This window comes from Methylobacterium variabile, assembly GCF_001043975.1.
Lineage (GTDB): Bacteria > Pseudomonadota > Alphaproteobacteria > Rhizobiales > Beijerinckiaceae > Methylobacterium > Methylobacterium variabile.
The window spans coordinates 1-20,249 of the sequence record NZ_LABY01000040.1; the positions used below are offsets into that span (position 1 = coordinate 1).

Genomic DNA, 20,249 nt, shown 5'->3' on the forward strand with positions numbered 1-20,249 from the left:
CACGCCCCGCCCCCCTCGGAGCGGGCGCTGGGGGCGTGGGGGCCCCTTTCCCTGCCCGCGGGCTTGCTGGAGCGTTCCCCCCCCCTCATGGCCCCGGTCACCTCCTCCCCGCGCCCGGGGGCGGGGGTGAGGGGGGGCGCCGGCGGGGGGGCGCGTTCGGCGCCGCGCCGGGGGGCGCAGGTGCTGTTGTGGGCCGCCGGGCTCCGGCCCCGCCGGGGGCCCCCGCCCCTGCCGATCCTCCGGAGCAAGGCGAGGCGCCGCCCCCTCCCCGCCCCGGCACCGCACCGGTCCCAGCCTCGCTCCTCGACACCCTGCTGGCGAACCCGTCCCGGTTCAGCTTCGATGCGGCGGTGGCGGTGATGATGCGTGCGAGCGGGCGTGGCGATCCGGGCGCCGCGATCCGGTTCGAAGCCGCGCTCGGGCTCGCCTACGTGCCGGGCGACGTCACGTCGGTCCGCCCGGAGCGGAACGGACCCTTCGTGGCGCGCACCGGGATCCTGGGACTGACCGGCCCCGGCGGCGCCCTGCCGCGGCCCTATACAGAGATGGCGAACGGCCAGGCGCGCCAGCGCTCGGCCGCCTTCTCGCGCTTCCTGGATCTCGTTGCGCAGCGGCCGCTCGCGCAGTTCGCGCAGGCGGGGCTGAAGTACCGCCCGCATCGCGCCGCCGACGCCGCGGCCGCCGACAGGGAATCGCCGGACGATCCCGCCGCGGCCCCTTGCGACGGCATGCGGGAGGCGCTGCTCGCCCTGACCGGCTACGCGGATCCCGGACTGGTCGCGCGTCTCGCGAGCGACAGCGATCCTGTCCTGTACTACTCTGGATTGTTCGCGGCGCGCCCGCGCTCGGCCGGGAGGCTCTCCGCCATCCTGACGGAGTGGCTCGGCCGCCCCGTGGCGGCCGAGCAGTTCGTCGGTGCCTGGGTCGAGATCGGCCGGGAGCAGATGACCATGCTGCCGCGCGCGGGCGTCGGCCAGTTCAACCGCCTCGGCGTCGACGCCACCGCGGGGGCGCGGGCTTGGGATATCGGGTCGCGGATCCTGCTGCGGGTCGGCCCGCTCGACGAGGCGCAGTTCCGTCAGCTCCTGCCCGGGAGCGCGCTGCTGACACGGCTGTGTGCCCTCGTCCGGGCCTATCTCGGCGCGGAGGCCGCCGTGATCGTCAATCCCGTCCTGGCCGCCGACGCGGTGCCGCCGCCGGCCCTGGACGCCGCCGCGCTCTGCCTTCTCGGCTGGACGACCTGGTTGCCGGTGGGGGGCGGCCGGACATCGGACGCCGCGGAGGCGCGGTTCCGGCTCTGACGCGCTCGAAGACGCGCGGTCGTCACCTGCAGCGGCGGACGTCCACGCGCCCGGCGATGCCGCCGCGAGGATCAGCCGCGGCGCGCGGCCTGGAAGCGGCGCCCTACTCCCGGGCGTTCCAGGCGGCTGCGGCCGATCTCGGTCAGCGGCACGTCGCCCACGGCGCCGAGATAGCGCGACAGCACCGCCACGAGCGCGTTCGGGGAATAGGGCCGGCGCACCACGCCCGCCACGCCCGCCGCCGTCAGCGTCTTGCCATCCACGAATTCAACGGCGGCGGCCGAGAGCAGGATCGGACAGGTGACGAAGCGTGACGCCTGCCGGGCGAAGGCCAGACCCGGCGCGGCGGCGAGCTGGCTCTCCACCAGGATCAGGTCGAAGCGCTCCGGGGCGGCGCGCAGGGCCGACAGCGCCGCCTCGGGCTCCACGAACCCGATCGGCTCGAAGCCCAGCGCCGCCAGCATCTCCTCGTCCTCCACGATCCCGGCGCGGCTGTGCCCGACGAGCATCAGCGTGCCGCCGGTGGCTGCGACGCTGGGGTCGGCCTCGGGCGGGGCGACCACCGGCAGCCAGACCTCGAAGGTACTGCCCTCGCCCGGCGCGCTGCGCACGTCGAAGGCGCCGCCGCGTTCCTCCACGAACTCGAAGGCCGTCGCCAGACCGAGCCCGGTGCCGGTCGGGCGGGTGGTGAAGAACGGCTCGAAGATGCGCGCCCGGGTCGCCTCATCCATCCCGCGGCCGGCATCGACGACGCAGAGCCGTGCGTAGGGGCCGGGCCGCAGCGTGCCGTGCGAGAGCCTGCGCACGCCCGTGACGCCGACCGCAGCCATGTGCACGCCGACCACCGCTCCCGGATCCGAGGCCTGGGCAGCGTTCCGGATCAGGTTGTGGACCACCTGCTGCAGCTGGGCGGCCTCGCCCCGGACCAGCGCTCCGCCGGTGGTGCCTTCGAGCCGGATCGCGACCGGCTCGGCCATCGAGCTCCGGATCTGGGCGAGCGTCTCGCCGACGACGACGTCGAGGGAACTCGTGTGCCAGCTCGATGTCCCGCGGCGGCCGAAATCCAGGATCTGGCCTGTGATCTCGCGGGCGCGCCCGCCGGCCTGGATCAGCAGATCGATCTGGCGTGCGGCACGGGTGCCGGGCGCAAGGGTCTCGGCCGCGATCTCGGCATGACCCAGGATGACGTTGAGCACGTTGTTGATGTTGTGCGCGACGCCGCTCGTGAAGATGCCGATCGTCTCCAGCCTCTGCGCCCTGCGCAAGGCCGCCTCGGTCTCGCGGTGACGCTCCGAGGTATGCTGGCGTTCGAGCGCGGCGCTGAAGACGCCGCCGATGACCTGCAGCATGCCGCGCGAGCGGCGCAGCCAGGGTTGCAGCGGACCGGTCGAGCGCTCGTAGCAGAGCAGACCGACGACCTGATCTCCCCGGCGCAGGCGCGTGCAGCCCCACGAGACGACGCCGCGCGCCGCGAGCTGGTCCCGCAAGGCTCCCGGAGCGCCGCCGTTCCTCACCTCGATGGTGATGGGGTCGTGCGGCCAGGCGAGGATGTCCGGGATCATCGCGCGCTGGGCGCAGGGCCAGCCGGACGGCTCCGGCAGGCCGGATCGCGACCAGAGATGGGCCTTCTCGTCGGCCTCAAGGCTGAGGACGTAGCCGTGATCGAGCCCCGCCGCCGCCCCGATGATGGCCAGGACCTCCTCGATGCGCGAGGTGGCTTCCTCAGGCTGGGCGGCGAGGAACCGGTTGCAGGCCTGCGCGATCACGCGTTGGAAGCGCACCATCCGCGTGAGGTTGCGTGCGGCGCTGCGGACCTGAAGCCCGAGCAGCCCGAGCAGCGCGAGGGCGGTGAGCGAGAGGGCGAGGCGGTCGCGAACCGCGAGGGCTTGGCGGGCGGCGCGGTCGGCGTGGTGGGCGGTGATCAGCGCGTCCCGCTGCGGCTCGCTCGACGCCGTCGGCAGAGCGCGGCTGAGGGCGTCGACGCCGGGCAGAAGCTCCACCAGCGCGCGTCCGTGGCGGCGCACGCGTCCGATCTCCCTGTCGTCGCCGGAGAGGTCCTGGTCGGGCGGGACCAGCTGCTCCATCCGTCGGCGGAAGGCGTCGAGGCGCGGCTGCGTTGGATCGCGCGCCAGGGCGCCCGCTTCACTCGGCAGCACCTCCAGAAGCGGGACGAGGCGTGGATCGAGGCCGGTCATCCGCTCGCCCAGCGCATCGAAATAGGCGAGAGCCGCCTGGACCGGTGCATTGGCGGAACGGAAGCGCTCGGCCGCCCGGATCTCGTCCCCGACGGCGACCGCGACGGCCCGCAGCTCGCGTGCCCCGTGCGGCCGCGCCGCTTCCACGGCGGCGAGCGATGCTCTCAGGGACACGATCCGCGTCGTGAGCAGCCCGTCGCCGTGCACCAATCCGCCACGGGCCCGGAGGACCTCGTAGTGCAGCTGGGCCTCCGCGAGCCCGACGGCGTCGATGCTTCGACGAACCTCGATATCCTCGTCCGCGGGGGCCTCGATCCCGCTCAGCATCAGCCATGTCAGGGCAATCGCCAGGACGGAGCCGCCGACCGCCGCTCGGCCGGCCCATCCCGCACGATCCCCGGCCATCCGCGCCGCGCGGCGGTGGCGCCGCTCGGGCGGGGCACGGTCGGGTCCGTCCGGCCGCCGCGCGTGCATTCCGAGGATCACCGGGTCGCGATCCGGCCGCCGCAAGGCCGGCGCGGCCCCCGCCCCGGATCGCGGGCAATCCTCCGGACCACGGCGATGCGCGATCCATCGGCAACCTCCTCGACGCCGCGCGTCGAGGGCTGCCGCTGATCGTTTGCAGGCGGGTGTGAGGATCGAGAGATGTCGCGCAGCCTGCGCCGAACCATGACTGGCTCCGGTGCGTCGGGAACGGGCGGCACGATGCCGATCCCGGTCGCGGCCTCATCGGTGTCCCCGAACGCCGCCAGGATGAGGCGCTTCTATAGATCGAGAAGATCATGAGCGTCCATCGAGCGACCGTTACAGATGAAACACTCGCTACATCAATCGGTAATACGTGAATTATAGCCTGCATCTTGTGACGGTCTAACCCTGGTATTCTGACGGTGACGAAGGCGTTCTTGCAGACATGCTCTGGCTGCTTTCAGAAGCCGGTTTGTGCGTCCATGACGGGCGAGGCGCGTCGCATCGGTCCGGAGCGGCACGCCGTCTCGGTCCGGCGCTCCGGCCGGCCATCGTTCCGTCCTCCTTGCCTCACGGCGGCGGAGCCCGATCAAGCCGGGTCGAGCCGATGACGGCGCGTGGCCGCGCGCGGCTGCTCTCGGCGCTCGCCGCCGCCGTCGCTCCAGCCTGGGCCGATGCGGCCGGACATAGGGTGGCCGGACATAGGGTGGCCGGACCTGGGGCAGCCGGACCTGGGGCGACTGGATCCGGGACGGCCCGATCGTCCCGGGGCTTCCGCATCGCGCACGGGATCTATCTGTCGGATTCGGTGGCGGTCTCGCTGCAGCCGGACGGCGCCTATCGGGTCGAGGAACTCGGCGGGAGCCGGATCGCCCGGGGCCGCTACGCGGCAGGGGCGGATCTCCTCACTTTCGTGGCCGGCCAGGGCGATGTCGGGCGCACGCGTTTCCCACTGAAGTGCCGTGTCGCCGGCATGTATGGCGGCTTTCGTGTCGGCGCCGGGCAGCCGGCATGCAGGGCCTTCGAAGGGCTCTCCTTCAGGAGAGCGAATTGACGAATTTCGACGATACGGGCCGCTTCGGGGGCCATTCCGAGAAAGTGTCGCGGACGGTGCCTGCGCCGGCGTCCAGGCGGAGCGCGAGGAGAGGCTCGGCGAAGAACGCCCCCGCTGCGGTCCCGGCTGACCCCGCGACTCCCGCGGGCGAGGACTCCCACGTCGCGGCCCTGCCGCGCGGCACGATGCTGTTCGAGTACAGGATCGATGCGATTCTCGGGTCCGGCGGATTCGGCATCACCTACCTCGCCCACGACACGCTGCTGGACGAGCCGGTGGCCATCAAGGAGTTCTTCCCGAGCTTCACGGCGGTGCGGACCAGCGACCGATCGGCCCGGGCCCGTTCCAGCCGCGACGCGGCGGCATTCGGGCAGGGCGTCGAGTCCTTCCTCGAAGAGGCGCGCATCATCGCGCGCTTCCGGCATCCCAACATCATGCAGGTGCGCCGCTACTTCGAGGCGCACGGCACCGGCTACATGGTGCTGGAATTCGTTCACGGCCGGTCTCTCGAGGCGGCGCTCGCCGAGGGGGCGATGCCGGAGCCGGCGGTTCACCGGATGCTCCTCGGCATCCTGGACGGCTTGTCCGTGCTGCACGAGCAGGCGATCCTGCACCGTGACCTGAAGCCCCGGAACGTCATCCTGCGTCCGAGCGGGAGCCCGGTTCTCATCGATTTCGGGGCCGCCCGCGACTTCGATCTCCGGCACGGCGCCACCGTCACGCAGATCGTCTCGCCGAACTACTCCGCGCCGGAGCAGTACGGGGTCGGCGGACAGCAGGGTCCGTGGTCGGATTTCTACGGGCTCGGTGCGATCCTGTACCGCGCGGTGACCGGCACGGTTCCGATCGACGCCCTGCGACGGCTCAGAACGGATTCGCTCGAGCCCGCGAGCCGCGTGGCGGCAGGCCGCTACGATCCCGCCCTGCTGAGCCTCGTCGACGCGCTTCTGGCGATCGAACCGGACCGGCGCCCGAACTCGGTCGACGCCATCCGGACCATGCTGGAGCCGTCTCCGCACTGGCCCGCCGCCGCGGCTCGTGCCGGGGAGGTCGACGGATCCGCGCGCAGCCGGATCGCGGCCCGTGGGACCGGCGCCCGCGCGGCGTCCGGCAAGCGATCCGCGGTGCTGGGCCTCGCGGCTCTCGCCGTCGCGCTGGTCGGCGGATCCGGCCTCTGGCTCGTGACCCGCCCGGCCGACGCACCGAAGGAGGCTGCGCAGGACGCCCGGATGAACGAGGAGACCGGGCCCCGCCGGCCCGAGGCCCGGCAGGCGAGCAGCCCGATGCCCGAAGCCGCCGGCCCTGCGAAGCCGCCGGCGACCGGTCGGCGCGAGGCGGGGCGGCCGGTCGACCTGCGGCCGGGGATGTCCTTCAAGGATTGCCCGACCTGTCCGACCATGGTCGTGCTTCCGCCCGGCTCGTTCCAGATGGGGTCGGCGGATGGCCGTCCCGACGAGCGGCCGGTGCACAGGGTCACCTTCGCGACCGCCCTGGCGATCGGCCAGCGAGAGGTGACGCAGCGCGAATGGGACGCCTGCGTGACCGCCGGGGCCTGCGAGTCCCGCCTCGGCAACGCGGCGCGCGGCGACGATCCGGTGATCAATCTGAGCTGGCTCGACACGCAGAGCTATCTCGCGTGGCTGTCCGGCACGACCGGCCAGAGCTACCGCCTCCCGAGCGAGGCCGAGTGGGAATACGCCGCCCGCGGTGGGACCACCGAGGCCTTCTGGTGGGGCAGCAGCGCCGGCAGCGATCACGCCAACTGCGCCGTCTGCTCCGTCAAGGCGAGCGGGGCGCCAACCCCGGCCGGGAGCTTTCCCTCCAATCCGTTCGGGCTCTACGACACCGCCGGCAATGCCGCCGAGTGGGTCCAGGATTGCTGGACCCCCGACTACACGGCGGCCTCTGCCGACGGGAAGGCTGCGGAGACGCTCGGCTGCCCGCAACGCGTCGTGCGGGGCGGCAGCTTCGTCAACGACGCTCGCTATCTGCGCTCGGCCTCCCGCTACCGGTACGAGGCGACGGTTCCCTACTACGCCCACGGCTTCCGCGTCGCGGCCGAGGTCGGACGCCGATGACGGGCGGGCTCGCGCGACTGGCGGAAGGTGTGCCCATGACGCGATCGAAGACGGCACGGTGGACGGGGCTGATCGCGGCCATCCTCGCGGTTCTCCCGGCCGTTCCCCTGACAGCCTCCTCCGCCTCCGCACAGAACGCAGAGCGCCGGACCTACGTGCTCTCCGGCGAACTCCGGCGGGACCTCGACGCCCATCAGTTCGACGCGGCGCAGTACGAGGGCGCCGTCACCGGCATCGCCGAGGGCCTCGCCTCCGGGGATCTCGCGCGGGTGCTCGACCGCGCCACGCCAACGATCCGCGTGACGGACGGGGACAGGAACACGATCGTCGCCAAGGACCGGCTCGGGGCGCTGGGCGACAAGCTCCTGAAGAGCGCGGGCCTGCGGGACGACGTCATGGACGACAGCCAGACGATCGTGCGCGGCGACGAGATCGGTCTGGCGCGGGGCATCTTCTGGATCAGCCAGGCCTGCCTCGATCAGGCCTGCACGCAAAAAAAAATTTCGCTGGTGACGATCAACCTGCCGTGATGCTGGCCGCGAACACCGACAGGCCGTCGGCAGGCCCCGCGCCACCGCCCGTGACCGGCGATGTCGACGAACTGACCGACCGGCTGAAGAACCTGCTGATCTTCGAGGAGGGGCGCGTCGTGCTGCGCAACGGCCTGCACGTCGCCTACCGCGACAGCAAAGGCATCGCCACGATCGGCTACGGCTTCAACCTGGAGGCCGGCGCGACGAGCGTCCTGCGCAGCGTCACGCCGAAGGCGGCCGGCGAACTCATCGCCAGGACGGCCTTTCTGACCGAGGCCGAGGCGCAAGCGCTGCTGCTCGTCTCCGAGACCGCGGCCCTGCGGGGCGTCCGCTCCGTCTTCCCGGACTTCTCGGCCATCAACCTTCCCCGGCAGGTCGTGCTGGCCGCGATGGTCTACCAGATGGGCCAGGGGGGCTTCGGCCGCTTCCAGCGCCTGATCGGCGCCGTGAAGGCACGCGACTGGGCCACCGCCGTCGATTCGATGGAAAACTCCAAGTGGTGCCGAATCGACTCTCCCCTGCGGGCCCGCCGCATGAGCGCGGCGATGCGGGACGGCACCTTCCCGGCCTCCGCCGTGCGCAGCCCACCGGGCCAGCGCTTCGCCGTCCCGGATCTGAGGGCCCTGTCCGGTGTCCCGGAGAAATCGCAGGCCGCACCGCCGGCGGCCATGCGGGGGCGGCGCCAACCCTGGCCGTTCGACAACGAGTGAGGATCGCGTGGAGAGGATCAGTGCCGAACCGAGACGTCTCCGGGCCCTGTCGGCGGCGCTCCCCCGGCTGACAGCAACGTCCCACGATGCCCGTGCATCGGGCCGTGGGCCCATCGCGAATTCTCGACGTGACGCCAAAGGCATGGCGACCATCCGGGAACGGAACCAGCGGTCGCACCCAAAGATCGTCGGCGTGAGCTGGAGCCGGCCACGGCGTCGGGCGAGGCCGCTCCACGCCCTCGCACTCGCGCTCCTGCTGGCCGGCGGACCGGTCCTTCTCCCGCAGGCGCGGGCCGCCGACGGACAGGACGGCTTCGCGGCGACGCCTCCGCCGCCCGGGGCCCGCGTCTACTTCATCGACCTGAAGGACGGGGCGCGCGTGCCTCTGAAGCTGCTGGTGCGCTTCGGCCTCGCCAACATGGGGGTGGCGCCGGCAGGCAGCGTCGTTCCGGCCACCGCGCATCAGCACGCGTCGAATACCGGTCACCACCACATCATCATCGACGCGCCGCTGCCGCGACCCGACCGGCCGATCCCCGCGGACGACAACCACGTCCACCTTGGCGGTGGCCAGACCGAGGCGGAAATCACCCTGACGCCCGGCCCGCACACGCTGCAACTGCTGGTCGGCGACAGGAACCATGTGCCGAACGACCCACCGGTCGCCTCGCCACCGATCACGGTCGTGGCGGTCGAGCCGCGGATCAGCGCCCCGGAGGGCGCCGCCGTGTCGTTCATCGGAATGCAGGACGGAGCGACCGTCCCGGGCCCGGTGCGCCTCTACTTCGGCGTGAAGGGGATGGGCGTGGCGCCGGCCCGGAGCGAGGTACCGAAGACCGGCCATTTCCATGTCGTGATCGATGCCGACACGCCGGATCCCGACCTTCCCATCCCCAAGGATGACCGCCACAGGAGCTTTCCCGACGGCGCGACCCAGACGGACCTGAATCTGGAGCCCGGGCTGCACACGCTTCAGCTCGTCTTCACCAGCTTCAACGGCCGCAGCTTCGATCCGCCCCTGGTGTCGAAGCGGGTGTCGATCCGGGTCCGTCGGCGCCGATGAGGACGTTCTCGATCGGCCGCTCCGCAGCCTGCGACATCGTCCTTCGCGATCCCACCGTGTCGCGGACGCACGCGGTGCTGACGGTGACCGGGACCGGTGCCTACCGCTTCGTCGATCAGGCGAGCACCTCCGGCAGCTACCGGATGCACGACGGGGCGTGGCGCGCCGTGACCGAGACCGAACTGCGCGCCGACGACCGCCTGCGGCTCGGCGATCACGAGACGACGGTCGCCGCCCTGCTGGAACGGGCGGAAAGACCCGGGCCGGAGCCGCACGGGACGGCGACCGGCGGGCCGTCCGCGAGCGCGGCACCGGAAGAGGCGCAGGCCGAAGCGGCCGCGTCCCGCGCGCACGAGCCCGGGGATGCGCCGCGGCGGGCGCCCAGGACGGTGGTCGAGCGCGATCCCGCGACGGGTCGGATCGTGGTCAGGCTGCGATGAGTGCCGAGACCGCCACCCGGACACCGGTCGCGGAGACGGCGAGCGTCCCCGCCGATGCGGCGCGGAGCGCGCCCGCGCGGCGGCGCCCGCCGCTCGCGGAGAACCGGGCCACCTTGGCCGCCGTCACGGGCCTTGTGGGCGTGGCCTTGTGCGCCGTGTTCGGCCTCACGCTGCCCGACCACGCCGCCAAGCTGCTGATCGACCGGGGTGGCCTGCTCTATCCGTTCTCGGTCCAGAACTTCATGTGGGTCGCCTTCTGCATCGCGGCGGGCGAACTCGCCGCGCGGATGCGCGCCGCCTCGCGTGAGTTGCGTCAGCTCCGCCTCGGTTACCTGCCGGAGGATCCCCGCACCGTGCTCCAGGCCGACGACCTGGGGCCGATCTACCGGCGCGTGCGCGAAGGCGGCATGGCGGAGCGCTGCTTCCTGCCGCGCCTGATCTCCCGCTGCATCCTGCAGTTCCAGATCAGCGCCTCGGTCGAGCAATGCACCACCCTCATGAACGCCACGATGGACCTGATGGCGCATGAGATCGAGCTGCGCTACGCGCCCCTGCGCTACATCACCTGGCTGATCCCGTCGCTCGGCTTCATCGGCACGGTCACCGGCATCGGCCACGCCCTCGCCTATGCGGGCGAACCGGGCCGCTACCAGGAACCGACGCTCCTGACCGAAGTGACCGGACGGCTCGCCGTGTCCTTCGACGGAACCCTGGTGGCGCTCGTGATGGCCGCCATACTGATGTTCTGGCAGAATATCGTCGAGACGCGCGAGGAGCTGGCACTCAACGCCTCGGGACAATACTGTCTCGATCACCTGATCAACCGGATCTACGTCGACAAGGCGGGTCGTCCCGCATGACGGCGTCTCCCGCTCCGCACGTCTCCCCGAGCCTCATCGCTCGCCGCCGCGCGGCGCTTTCGCGAAACCGATATCCGCATCGAGAAGCGATCAACCGGACATCGGGCGGGACGACCTGATGCGCAGACGTCGGCGGCGGCACATCGAGATCTTCGGCATCTCGGCGCTGGATCTCTTCGCCTCGGCGCTGGGAGCCTTCATCCTCGTGACGATGATCCTGTTCCCCTATTACGGCCAGGGCCGCGCCGCCGCCGACCGGATCGCCGCGATGGATGGCACCCTGCGCGCGCTTCAGGATCGCGTCGCGCGGACCGCCGCTCCCGGTCCTCCCTTCCTGCTCGTGCAGATCCGGTGGGCCGACCCCGGGGCGGATGTCGATCTTCACGTCACCGATCCCGCCGGCCGCGAGTTCTGGTGGTACAAAGCAAACACCGACGGGCGCGATCATCCCGGCTCGGCTGCGGCACTCACCTACGACATGACGGCGGGACCGGCCGTGGAACTCTGGCAGAGCCCGAGCGCGGAGCCCGGCACCTACAGCATCGACTACGTCGCCAACGCATTGCCGGACGGCGCCGCCGTGGCGGTATCCGGGACGCTGCTCGACCGCTCGGGGCCGCACGACCTTCCGGTCCGCACCCTGCGCACGGCCAAGCAGCGGGTGCGCGCGGCGACGGTCACGGTGGAGCCAGATGGCCGTGTCGCGCTTCGCTGAGGTGCCCGCGCGCCCTTGCGGCCGGCGGGGCTGCGCCGTTGCCGCGCTCCTGCTCGCGATCGGCATGCGCGTCCTGACCGGCCCGGCCACGGCACAGGAGACCGACCGGAGCTACTGGCTGGCATTCGGCAAACCCGTCCAGCTCTGCCCACGGGCGCGACGGTGGATACCGGCCAAGCTCGTCGGCGAGGCCTGGGGCGTCGTCGCGAGCGGCGTCGTGCTGTGTCGCGACCGGGGCCGACATTATGCGCTCACCGTCGAATACCTGAACCTGCGGATCGATCCGGCCGAGCGCGGACGATCGGGAGGGGATTTCGCCCGCTTCGACTGGCTCGGCCTCGCGCTGTTCCGGCCGGATCGGCGAGGCGGCACGGAATGGCTGTTCGACACCGCACGACCCGTGGAGGGCGAATTGCGCCGCGAGGGAGCCCGCCGCCTGGCGTTCGGCGGGATCGCGTTCCGGGTTCCGAAGGTGCGGGCCCGGCTGGCGACCAACCTGCTGTTCTATCTCACCTTCGGCGCCCGGATGGTGGCCGTCCGTGTCCTCTGACGCCGTGCGCCGCCGGCGGTGGCCCGCCTTCGCCGCCATCGCCCTCCTCGCGGCCGTCGGGTGCAGGGTGCCGGCTGCGGCCGAACCGACGGACGCACCGGTGCGCCGCAGCTTCGACTTCGCGCGGCCCCGGCCGGAGGAGGTGCGCGGCCTCCGTGCGGGCGCGAGCGAGCCCCCTCCCCGCCTCGCGCAGTTCGCTCCCGCCGTCACGTCCAGGGCCGAACGATCCGGCCGGCGCGACGGCGTTGCCGAGGGCGCCGGACGCCCGTCGGGGTCCTCCCATGCGATGGCGCCGATCACGGCCGGCGACGCGCCGCCGTCCTCCCTCGGCGCGGCACGCTTGGCACGGCAGATCGTGACGCTCGGCATCACCGGGGCGCTCGCGGCCTCCACGGACAGCGCCGATGGCGACGCCCTGCGCGGGTCCCTGAGGCGTAGCCTGCTCGGCGTCGTCTCCGCGGGAACGGATGCCACAGGCCTCCGCACGCCCCGGCCGGGCCAGAGCCTCGAGATGAGGATCGATCCATGACATCGTCCGCAATACGCGGAGCACCGCCCGCGCGGTCGCTTCTCCTCGCCGCCATCGCGCTCGTCGTTGCGGGAGCGGCCGAGGCCGAGGACGCGCTTCTCCAGATCCTGTCGGCGCCCCTCGTCTGCCGTTTCCAGGCGGTCTCCGTCGGCCAGTTCCGGGGGCTCGATTACGGGCCCGGCACTCCGAGCGGCTCGTCGGTGATGACCATCGCGGCGGCCCCGGACGATCTGCGCCAGGGGCGGGCGGCAATGATCGAGCAGGATCGTGCCGCCATCGCGCGCATCGTCGTCACGGACAAGCAGACCCTTCTCGTCGGGACCACGCCGGGCGGCGACCTCGCGACCGTGACCCTGCTCCTCGCCGCCCGCACCGGCGGCGGCGTTCCGGCCTCCCTGACGCGCCACGCGATGATCGGCAACGTGCCCGTCCTGGCCCAGAGCACCGGCATCTGCCGCCCGGACGCGCCCGAGGCGGGACAGAAGGCCCGCTGACGAACCGCTTCGGCAGCGGCCAAGCACCCCGGCGCGTCGGCGATCAGCCGGCGGAGGGAGCCGCCGCGGCATTCACCGGCTGAGATTCTCCACCGGGATGGCGAAGACGTAGCCGATGCCGCGCTCGGTCACGATCATGCGCGGCTCGCTCGGATCGGCTTCCAGCTTGCGCCTCAGGCGCAGGATCTGCACGTCGATGCTGCGATCGAAGATGTCTTCGTGAACGCGCGTCGCCTGCAGGAGCTGCTCCCGGCTCAAGGGGCGTTGCGGCGCGTCGAGGAAGGCCGTCAACAGGGCGTACTCACCCTTGCTGAGGGTGACCTCCTCGCCCTCCGGGTTGGTCAGGCGGCGGCGGCGGCGGTCGAGAATCCAGCCGTCGAAGCGGCTCAGGCGGGCTTCCTTGGTGCGGCCGGGCGCGGAGGAAGACAGCTCGGCCCGGCGCAGGACGACGCGCACCCGGGCGAGGAGTTCGCGCAGGCCGAACGGCTTGATCAGATAGTCGTCGGCCCCGAGTTCGAGGCCCACGACGCGGTCGATCTCGTCGCGGCGGTGGCCGGTTGTGATGATGACCGGAATGTCGCTCGTGGTGCGCAGGTCGCGCAGCAGGTCCAGGCCGTTCTCGGAGCCGAGACGCAAGTCCAGCACGACCAGATCGAAGGACGGTTCGGCGAGGTGGGCCGTCGCCTCCGCGCGGCTCGCCGCCGCCACGACCGAGACGCCGTGGTCGGCGAAATGCTCCGAGACGATGCGCTGCATGCCCGGATCATCATCGACGAGAAGAATCCGGATTGACTCGCCGCTCATGATCTTTCCTCGATCCTGACCCGCTTTCCGCCGGTCCCCATCCCACGACGCCGTTGCATGGCCCGCGCGGGTAGTCGGGCGCCGACCGCCCGACCACCGACCGTCGTGCAGGCCCGATGGGCCGCGTGGCTCACCCCCGACGGGGTGGCGCCCATCGGCTGATCCTCGTTGCGATGTGTCGAAGGGTAGGTCTCCGTCGAGCTGTTCCCATTCCGAGCCTTGGGCGAGCGCTGTCGCCTCGGACCGCCGTGACTGCGCCTGAGGATCCCGGGCCACCGGCAGGGCCCTACCCGCCCAACCCGCCTGTTGGACTCGCGGCAGCCCGGAAGGCTACCGCATTGTGGCAGTCAAGGGTAGCAGGAAGGACAGATGCCACAAAGCCAGCTTGCGCTGGCGGCGGAGGGCTGGCCGGTGTGGCGTCGCAACGGGCGTGCCGGTCGCGTGATCCGTGAGAGCGGAGACGATGCGAAATTGTTCGGGAAGGCTCCTCCGTCGGGACAGGGATGATACTAACCATCGGCTCCCCGGGCTGCGGACAGGGTGATCCATGCTTTCGGCATTCTGGTCGACATCGGCTGATGGCCGTCGGTTATTCCGTTCCGGCCGAGCGGGCGGAGGCCCGCGGAGACCGGCCTCGATCCTGCCGGCCGTGATCCTTCCGGCGACGCTGCTGGCGCTTGCCTGCGCGCCGCATCTGAGCTGGGCCCTGAGCGACGCACCACCGATGGTGCCGGCCGCCCCGATCGCGACGGATCCCGACAAGGCCGCCCTCGGCGAGCGGCTGTTCCACGACGCGAGGCTCTCCGCCGACGGCCGCCGGGCCTGTAGCACCTGTCACGACTTGGCCCAGGGCGGGGTGAATCCATCGATCCCCCCGTCCTCCGCCGGACCGCACAGGGGGTTCGACACGCCGAGCATCTTCAATGCCGCGCTGAACTACAGGTTCGGATGGCTCGCGGAGCACCGGACGCTCGAGGCGTTCAACGAAGAGATCCTTGGCTCCCCCGACATCATGGCGGCCGACTGGACGGCTGTGCTCGCGACACTCAACGCCGACGCCTGGTATTCCGACCGGTTCCGGGCGATCTACGGCAGAGGCTGGGGGCGGAGCGAGGTCCTCCAGGCCCTCGCCGAATTCCAGCGCTCGCTCGTCACGCCGAACAGCCGGTTCGACCGCTTCCTGGAGGGCCAGGCGGACGCCCTGACCGCCGAAGAGGCGCAAGGGTATCGCCTGTTCCAGGACCTCGGATGCATGAGCTGTCACCAGGGCCGCAATGTCGGCGGAAGCCTCGTGCAGAAATTCGGCGTCTTCGCGGGCCCGCGTGACACCGCGAACCGGGATCTCCGAGGGGCCGATATCGGCCGTTTCGCAATCACCGGTCTGGAGCGTGACCGTCACGTGTTCCGTGTTCCGAGCCTCCGCAACGTGGCGGTGACAGCCCCCTATCTGCACGACGGACGCGTCGCGAGATTGGACGAGGTCGTCGACATCATGGGACGCATGCAGCTTGGCCGCGACCTGAGCCGTCACGACATTGATGCTATCGTCAAGTTCCTCCGGACCCTGACCGGAGAGTACAAGGGTGTTCCCCTCGACCAGCTCCGACCGGGCGCCCCCAGGTGAAGTCCTACGGCATCGCCACGATCGTCCTCGGTTCGGCTTTGCTGTTCGCGGCCTACACCCTGACCCGGGATCTGATGCCCGATTCAGGGGCCCACCAGCGCACCCTGGCCGTGTTCCTGCGTTCGTTCCTCGCGGACGCACGGTTGCGGCGCGAGGTGCTCCAGGCGCAGGTCGGCGTCGCCGTCAATTACGACGTCCTGAACGACCAGATCGCGACCTTGCGCGATGGGGCGGCGGAGTTGCGCGCCGTGGCCCCGATGGCCTTCGGCTCGCATGCGGGCGCGATCGTCGGGGCGCTGGAACAATTCGCGGAGAACATCGCGGCCAAGGAGGATCTCGTCGAGCAATTCAAGTCGACGAGCGCGCTGGTCCAGAACTCGAACCAGATCTTTTCCTACGTCGTGGGTGAACTCAGCGGCGAGAGTGCGTCGAAGGATGCGCCTCTTGCCAATGGCGTGCTTCATTCGGCCATCGCCCTGACGACGTTCGCGCACCGTCCGGATCGCGAGACGGAAGCGAAGGCACGGTCTGCCCTCGATGCGCTGGCCTCGCTCCCGGTCGACCGGCAGGACGGCGACCGATTGAAGACGCTGCTCAGGCACGGAACCCTGCTTATCGATCTCATCCCGAGAATCGACGACCTGACCGCGCGGATCGAGCGGACGGACCTCTACGACGCCATCTGGCTCCTGCGCAGCAGCTATCTCGATGCCTATGCGGAGCGGGAGCGCATGGCCGGTCACGTGCAGCTTCTGCTGTTCGGCAGCGCGCTCCTGCTCGCCCTCTACAACATCCGCCTCCTGTACCAGCTCGCGCGCAGCGCCACGAGGCTTGAGCAGCGCCTCTCGCTGGAGCAGACGGCAGCGACCATCTCGCGCCACCTTCTCTCGCTGCCGTGGAAGAGGACCGCGCAGGGCATCGGCTACGGCCTGGAGCGCCTCGCCCGCCAGATCGGCGGAGACACGGCCCAGATGCTGATCGTGGACGCGGGAGGACGCGTCGAGGCGGCGTATTGCTGGCCCGCCACCGTCGAGCCTCTGACGGCCGGCGACATCGGACACTTGCTCGATCGCGGCAGCGCCCCAGCCGGTCAGGACGAGTCGTTCTCGGTGGTCCCGGGCGCCGATCACCCGAACGCCCTGCTGCGGTTTCCGCTTCAGGGCCCCGGCGACCTCACCGGCTACCTCGTGATCACCCGGAAAGCCGGCAGGGCCCGGATCGAACTGGACGATCGGATCCTCCTCAATCTCGTCGGCGACATCTTCCGCTCGGCACTCGAACGCCTGCATCAGGAGGAGGAGCGCCAGAAGCTGCAGGTGCAGCTGGCGCGGGCCCAGCGCCTGGAAGCGCTGGGAACGCTCGCGAGCAGCGTCGTTCACGAGTTCAGCAACATCCTCGGCGCGATCCGCGGCCACGCCGAACTCGCCGGCGACAAGCTCGCGGAGGATGGACCGCCCCGGGATCATATCGCGCAGATCCTGGTCGGAAGCGCGCGCGCCCAGGCGGTGATCGACAAGGTGCTGACCTTCGGGCGTCGGCGCTCCGACCACCGGCATCCGTTCGATGCCAGCGACGCCTTGGCCGAGGCTTTGACCCTGCTGAGCGCGTCGGTTCCCGACACCATCGCGTTCCGCCGCGAGATCGACGCCGGGATCATGCTCGACGGCGACGTGACCGAGTTCCAGCAGATCGTCCTCAACCTCTGCACCAATGCCGTCCACGCGATGGGCGGCAAGGGCGAGATCGGGATCTCGCTCGCGACCGTCGATCTCGACGGCGGCGAAGCCCGGCCGGGCGCGCGACTATCGCCGGGTCGCTACGCGCGTCTGCGCGTCGAGGACACCGGCTCCGGCATTCCGCCGGGCGTGATGGACCGCATCTTCGAGCCGTTCTTCACCACGAAAGGCGCCGGTGCCGGTACGGGGCTCGGCCTGTCAACCGTCCACGACATCGTCGCGGCCTGGACGGGAGGGATCGACGTCTCGAGCACGCCCGGCCGCGGAACTCGCATGCAGGTCTATCTCCCGGTCGCCGCCGAGCACGAGAGAGGGACCCTCGGTTCCGGCCTCGTCCGGGGGAGCGGAGAGGCCGTCCTCCTCGTCGAGCGCGATCCGGATCGCCTGCGGCGCGACGAGGAGATGATCGCCGCGCTCGGTTACGAGCCGGTCGGCTTCTCGGATGGCTCCCGGGCCCTCGCCGCGTTCCGTTCCAGGCCGGAGCGCTTCGGGATCGCGATCGTCGAGGCGGATGCCGGCACGGGCCTTGACCTGCCGCGCGCCCTCGCGGCGATCAGAGCGGATTTCCGGGTGCTCGTGATGGCCGAGACCGAGGCGATCCATCACGTTGTCGAGGCGCAGACCTGCGATGTCCGTGACATCATCTCCGCGCCGTTGAGCGTGAACCAGATCGCCGGCCTGATCGCGAGCCGTCTGTCCCGGCATCCCGCCCGGTCGCGACCCGAGTGATCCCGACGGCCCAGGATTACTGATGTAACGCGACGGCCGGTTGCGGAAATCATGCCGTAATCGCTCGGGTCGATCTCATGATCCCGATGAACTTGTCTCACGATTCTGATCCGCGCGCGGTCCCATCGGGTTCCAGGAACGATAAAGGCCAGCGAAGACTGCTCATGGCTCCTGCCGACATCGTGTTCGACGTACCGCGCAGCTCGGGAGCGATCACAGGGCTCCGGCCCGCCCGCGGAGCCGGCCGGTCGTGACGGGCGGCCTGTCGCCGCTGCTGCTGCTCGACACGCCCCTCGGCGGCGAGCGTCAGCCGTTCCAACCCGGAACGCTCCACGCGGTCGCGATGACGGCGCGGGAGCGGATCAGCGCCCCCTATGAGATCGACATCACCGCGGTCTCGACCGAGCGGTCGATCGATCCCGACCGGCTGCTCTACAAGCCGGTCGGCCTGACGGTCCGGCGCAAGGACGGCACCGATCGCCACTTCCACGGCATCGTCCGCCGCGTCGACTCCGTCGGCCTCGAGCGGCGCGGACGCTGGGAGTACAGGCTGGAGGTGGTCCCGCGGCTCTGGTTCCTCGACCAGACGGTCGATTGCCGGATCTTCCAGCAGCAGACGGCCGAGCAGATCCTCGGGGATGTCCTCAGCGAGCACGATGTCTCCGCCGTCGATTTCCGGCTCTTCGGCCGCGCCACCGTCCGGCCCTACACGACCCAGTTCGACGAGACCGATCTCCAATTTGTCCAGAGAATCATGCAGGAGAGCGGCTACTTCTACTTCTTCGAGCATGAAGAGACGAAGCACACGCTGGTGATCGCCAACAAGAACCAGACCTTCCGTCCCCAGGACGGTGCGCTGCACCGGGTCATCTTTCAAGGCGACAACGTCGACATCATCGACGACTGGAGCGAAGGCCAGACCACCGCATCGGGCAGCGTGCGGATCCAGGATTACGATCCCGAGAAGCCGCAGCGGCCCGTCGAGGGTCAGCAGCGGACGCGGCTCGGGACCGCCGGCGCTGGCAAGCGGAGCGTGTACCGCTGGCCGGCCATGACGATGGACAAGGCGGTCGCCGAGGACCGCGCCCGGTTTCGTCAGGAGGCCGCCGAGGCCGCCGCCGCGTTGTGCCGCGGACACGGTTTCGATCCGCGCATGTCGGCGGGGCGGCGCTTCACGCTCGCCAGTGACCCCGTGACCCAGGCGACGAACGTCGATTTCGTGGTCCACGGCGTGACGCACCGGGCCAGCGACGAGACGTGGCTCGGCGGCACCGCGCCTCCGACCTACGACTGCGAGTTCGTCTGCTTCCAACACGCGGTGGCGTGGCGCGACGACCTCACGATCCCGCGTCCGGCCATGACCGGCATCTTCTCCGCCATCGTTCTCGGCGAGGCCGGCCAGGAGATCCACGCCGACGAACTCGCGCGCATCAAGGTCCAGCCGCTCTTCGATCATCGGAAGGACACGACCGCCGCCAAGTCGATCTTCGTGCGCGTCCTGCACGCCTGGTCGGGCAACCGGTGGGGCTGGCAGCACCTGCCACGCGTCGGCACGGAGGTAGGCATCTCCTTCATGAACGGCGACCCGGACAACCCGGTCGTGGTCGGCTGCTTCTACCATCAGGACGACCAGCCGGTCTTCGCCATCCCGCGGGAGCAGACCAAGCAGGGCTTCCGCAGCCGCTCGACGCCGAAGGGCGGGACGCGGGACTTCAACGAATTGTCGTTCGACGACGCCAAGGGCCGCGAACTCGTCTACCTCCACACGCAGAAGAACCACACGATCGAGGTCGAGAACGATCAATCGGTCACCGTCGAGCGTGATCGCACCGTCGTCGTCAAGCAGGACGAGACCGTCACGATCGGCCGCAATGAAACCATAGAGAGCCAGCGCGGAGACATCTCCATCACCGCTGATCTCGGCACGATCACCCTGAAATCCGGCCTGAGCCGGATCGAGATCTCCAAAACCGGCATCGTCATCAGCGGTCCGTTGATCAAGATCAATTGACCGCGGCGATCGCTCACGAGGATCCGCGACACACCCGGAGGAGGCGAGCCTTGCCCCGATCGCCCGCAGCGCGAATCACCGACAACCACGTCTGCCCCGCCACGACCGGACCGATCCCGCATGTCGGCGGCCCCATCGTGCAGGGGTGCCAGTCGGTGCTGATCGGCGGCCTTCCGGCGGCCCGCGCGGGCGACGCGGCCATCTGCGTCGGGCCAACCGACCTGATCCGGATGGGCTCTCTGACGGTCCTCATCGGCGGCAAGCCCGCCGCGCGGATCGGCGATCCCTGCGCGCATGGCGGGGCGATCGTGCAGGGCTGTCCGACGGTCCTCATCGGATGAGGCCGTGATGATGC

Annotated in this window: 18 protein-coding genes; 16 read left to right on the forward strand and 2 right to left on the reverse strand. The window is 70.7% G+C overall.

Annotation, left to right across the window (positions count from 1 at the left end; genetic code table 11):
- Window positions 1-188 precede the first annotated feature (188 nt).
- A complete protein-coding gene (gene tssG, locus VQ02_RS06725; RefSeq protein WP_157080528.1) occupies window positions 189-1,301 on the forward strand; it encodes a type VI secretion system baseplate subunit TssG in 1,113 nt (370 codons plus the stop codon).
- Between the two features lie 71 nt (window positions 1,302-1,372).
- On the opposite strand, the gene VQ02_RS06730 is transcribed toward tssG, so the two are convergent.
- Entirely contained in the window at window positions 1,373-3,982 is a 2,610-nt protein-coding gene (locus VQ02_RS06730) for an ATP-binding protein (RefSeq protein WP_157080529.1), read from the reverse strand.
- Between the two features lie 790 nt (window positions 3,983-4,772).
- Between VQ02_RS06730 and VQ02_RS38065 the strand changes: the two genes are divergently transcribed.
- From VQ02_RS38065 to VQ02_RS06785, 11 genes are all read left to right on the forward strand, one after another.
- A complete protein-coding gene (locus VQ02_RS38065; protein ID WP_048443398.1) occupies window positions 4,773-5,018 on the forward strand; it encodes a hypothetical protein in 246 nt (81 codons plus the stop codon).
- Window positions 5,015-7,096, forward strand: a complete 2,082-nt coding sequence (locus VQ02_RS34645; RefSeq protein ID WP_167350716.1) for a bifunctional serine/threonine-protein kinase/formylglycine-generating enzyme family protein — start codon at window positions 5,015-5,017, stop codon at window positions 7,094-7,096. Before VQ02_RS38065 ends, VQ02_RS34645 begins: the two co-directional genes overlap by 4 nt.
- A 35-nt stretch (window positions 7,097-7,131) precedes the next feature.
- Window positions 7,132-7,626, forward strand: a complete 495-nt coding sequence (locus VQ02_RS06745; RefSeq protein WP_048443399.1) for a hypothetical protein — start codon at window positions 7,132-7,134, stop codon at window positions 7,624-7,626.
- Between the two features lie 50 nt (window positions 7,627-7,676).
- Window positions 7,677-8,339, forward strand: coding sequence for a glycoside hydrolase family protein (locus VQ02_RS34650; protein WP_157080530.1), 663 nt, complete (start codon window positions 7,677-7,679; stop codon window positions 8,337-8,339).
- A 142-nt stretch (window positions 8,340-8,481) separates the two neighbouring features.
- The gene (locus VQ02_RS35415) at window positions 8,482-9,402 is read left to right on the forward strand and encodes a DUF4399 domain-containing protein (RefSeq protein WP_083469091.1); all 921 of its coding nucleotides are present in this window, start codon (window positions 8,482-8,484) and stop codon (window positions 9,400-9,402) included.
- Window positions 9,399-9,842, forward strand: a complete 444-nt coding sequence (locus VQ02_RS06760) for an FHA domain-containing protein (RefSeq protein WP_048443400.1) — start codon at window positions 9,399-9,401, stop codon at window positions 9,840-9,842. Before VQ02_RS35415 ends, VQ02_RS06760 begins: the two co-directional genes overlap by 4 nt.
- Entirely contained in the window at window positions 9,839-10,702 is an 864-nt protein-coding gene (locus VQ02_RS06765; RefSeq protein WP_053080265.1) for a MotA/TolQ/ExbB proton channel family protein, read from the forward strand. Before VQ02_RS06760 ends, VQ02_RS06765 begins: the two co-directional genes overlap by 4 nt.
- 118 nt (window positions 10,703-10,820) lie before the next feature.
- Window positions 10,821-11,417, forward strand: a complete 597-nt coding sequence (locus tag VQ02_RS06770; RefSeq protein WP_048443401.1) for a hypothetical protein — start codon at window positions 10,821-10,823, stop codon at window positions 11,415-11,417.
- Window positions 11,395-11,967 carry a hypothetical protein gene (locus VQ02_RS06775; RefSeq protein WP_048443402.1) on the forward strand — a complete coding sequence of 191 codons (573 nt, stop codon included), beginning with the start codon at window positions 11,395-11,397 and terminating at the stop codon, window positions 11,965-11,967. Before VQ02_RS06770 ends, VQ02_RS06775 begins: the two co-directional genes overlap by 23 nt.
- Window positions 11,957-12,496, forward strand: coding sequence for a hypothetical protein (locus tag VQ02_RS06780; RefSeq protein ID WP_048443403.1), 540 nt, complete (start codon window positions 11,957-11,959; stop codon window positions 12,494-12,496). The genes VQ02_RS06775 and VQ02_RS06780 overlap by 11 nt, the downstream gene beginning before the upstream one ends.
- Window positions 12,493-12,990: a hypothetical protein gene (locus VQ02_RS06785; RefSeq protein ID WP_048443404.1), complete on the forward strand. Its 498-nt coding sequence runs from the start codon at window positions 12,493-12,495 to the stop codon at window positions 12,988-12,990. The genes VQ02_RS06780 and VQ02_RS06785 overlap by 4 nt, the downstream gene beginning before the upstream one ends.
- 72 nt (window positions 12,991-13,062) lie before the next feature.
- Here the strand turns inward: VQ02_RS06785 and VQ02_RS06790 are convergent, their stop codons facing one another.
- A complete protein-coding gene (locus VQ02_RS06790; RefSeq protein ID WP_048443405.1) occupies window positions 13,063-13,794 on the reverse strand; it encodes a response regulator in 732 nt (243 codons plus the stop codon).
- A gap of 649 nt (window positions 13,795-14,443) precedes the next feature.
- On the opposite strand from VQ02_RS06790, the gene VQ02_RS06795 reads away from it, so the two are divergent.
- The 4 genes from VQ02_RS06795 (at window position 14,444) to VQ02_RS06810 (ending at window position 20,235) form a co-directional block, all read left to right on the forward strand.
- Window positions 14,444-15,418: a cytochrome-c peroxidase gene (locus tag VQ02_RS06795; RefSeq protein ID WP_053080266.1), complete on the forward strand. Its 975-nt coding sequence runs from the start codon at window positions 14,444-14,446 to the stop codon at window positions 15,416-15,418.
- Window positions 15,415-17,883 (forward strand): DAHL domain-containing protein, encoded by a 2,469-nt coding sequence (locus tag VQ02_RS06800; protein WP_048443406.1) that lies wholly within the window; start codon window positions 15,415-15,417, stop codon window positions 17,881-17,883. The genes VQ02_RS06795 and VQ02_RS06800 overlap by 4 nt, the downstream gene beginning before the upstream one ends.
- Window positions 17,884-18,133: 250 nt before the next feature.
- A complete protein-coding gene (locus tag VQ02_RS06805; RefSeq protein ID WP_048443407.1) occupies window positions 18,134-19,894 on the forward strand; it encodes a type VI secretion system Vgr family protein in 1,761 nt (586 codons plus the stop codon).
- Window positions 19,895-19,944: 50 nt separating this feature from the next.
- Window positions 19,945-20,235 (forward strand): PAAR domain-containing protein, encoded by a 291-nt coding sequence (locus VQ02_RS06810; RefSeq protein WP_048443408.1) that lies wholly within the window; start codon window positions 19,945-19,947, stop codon window positions 20,233-20,235.
- Window positions 20,236-20,249: the final 14 nt, after the last annotated feature.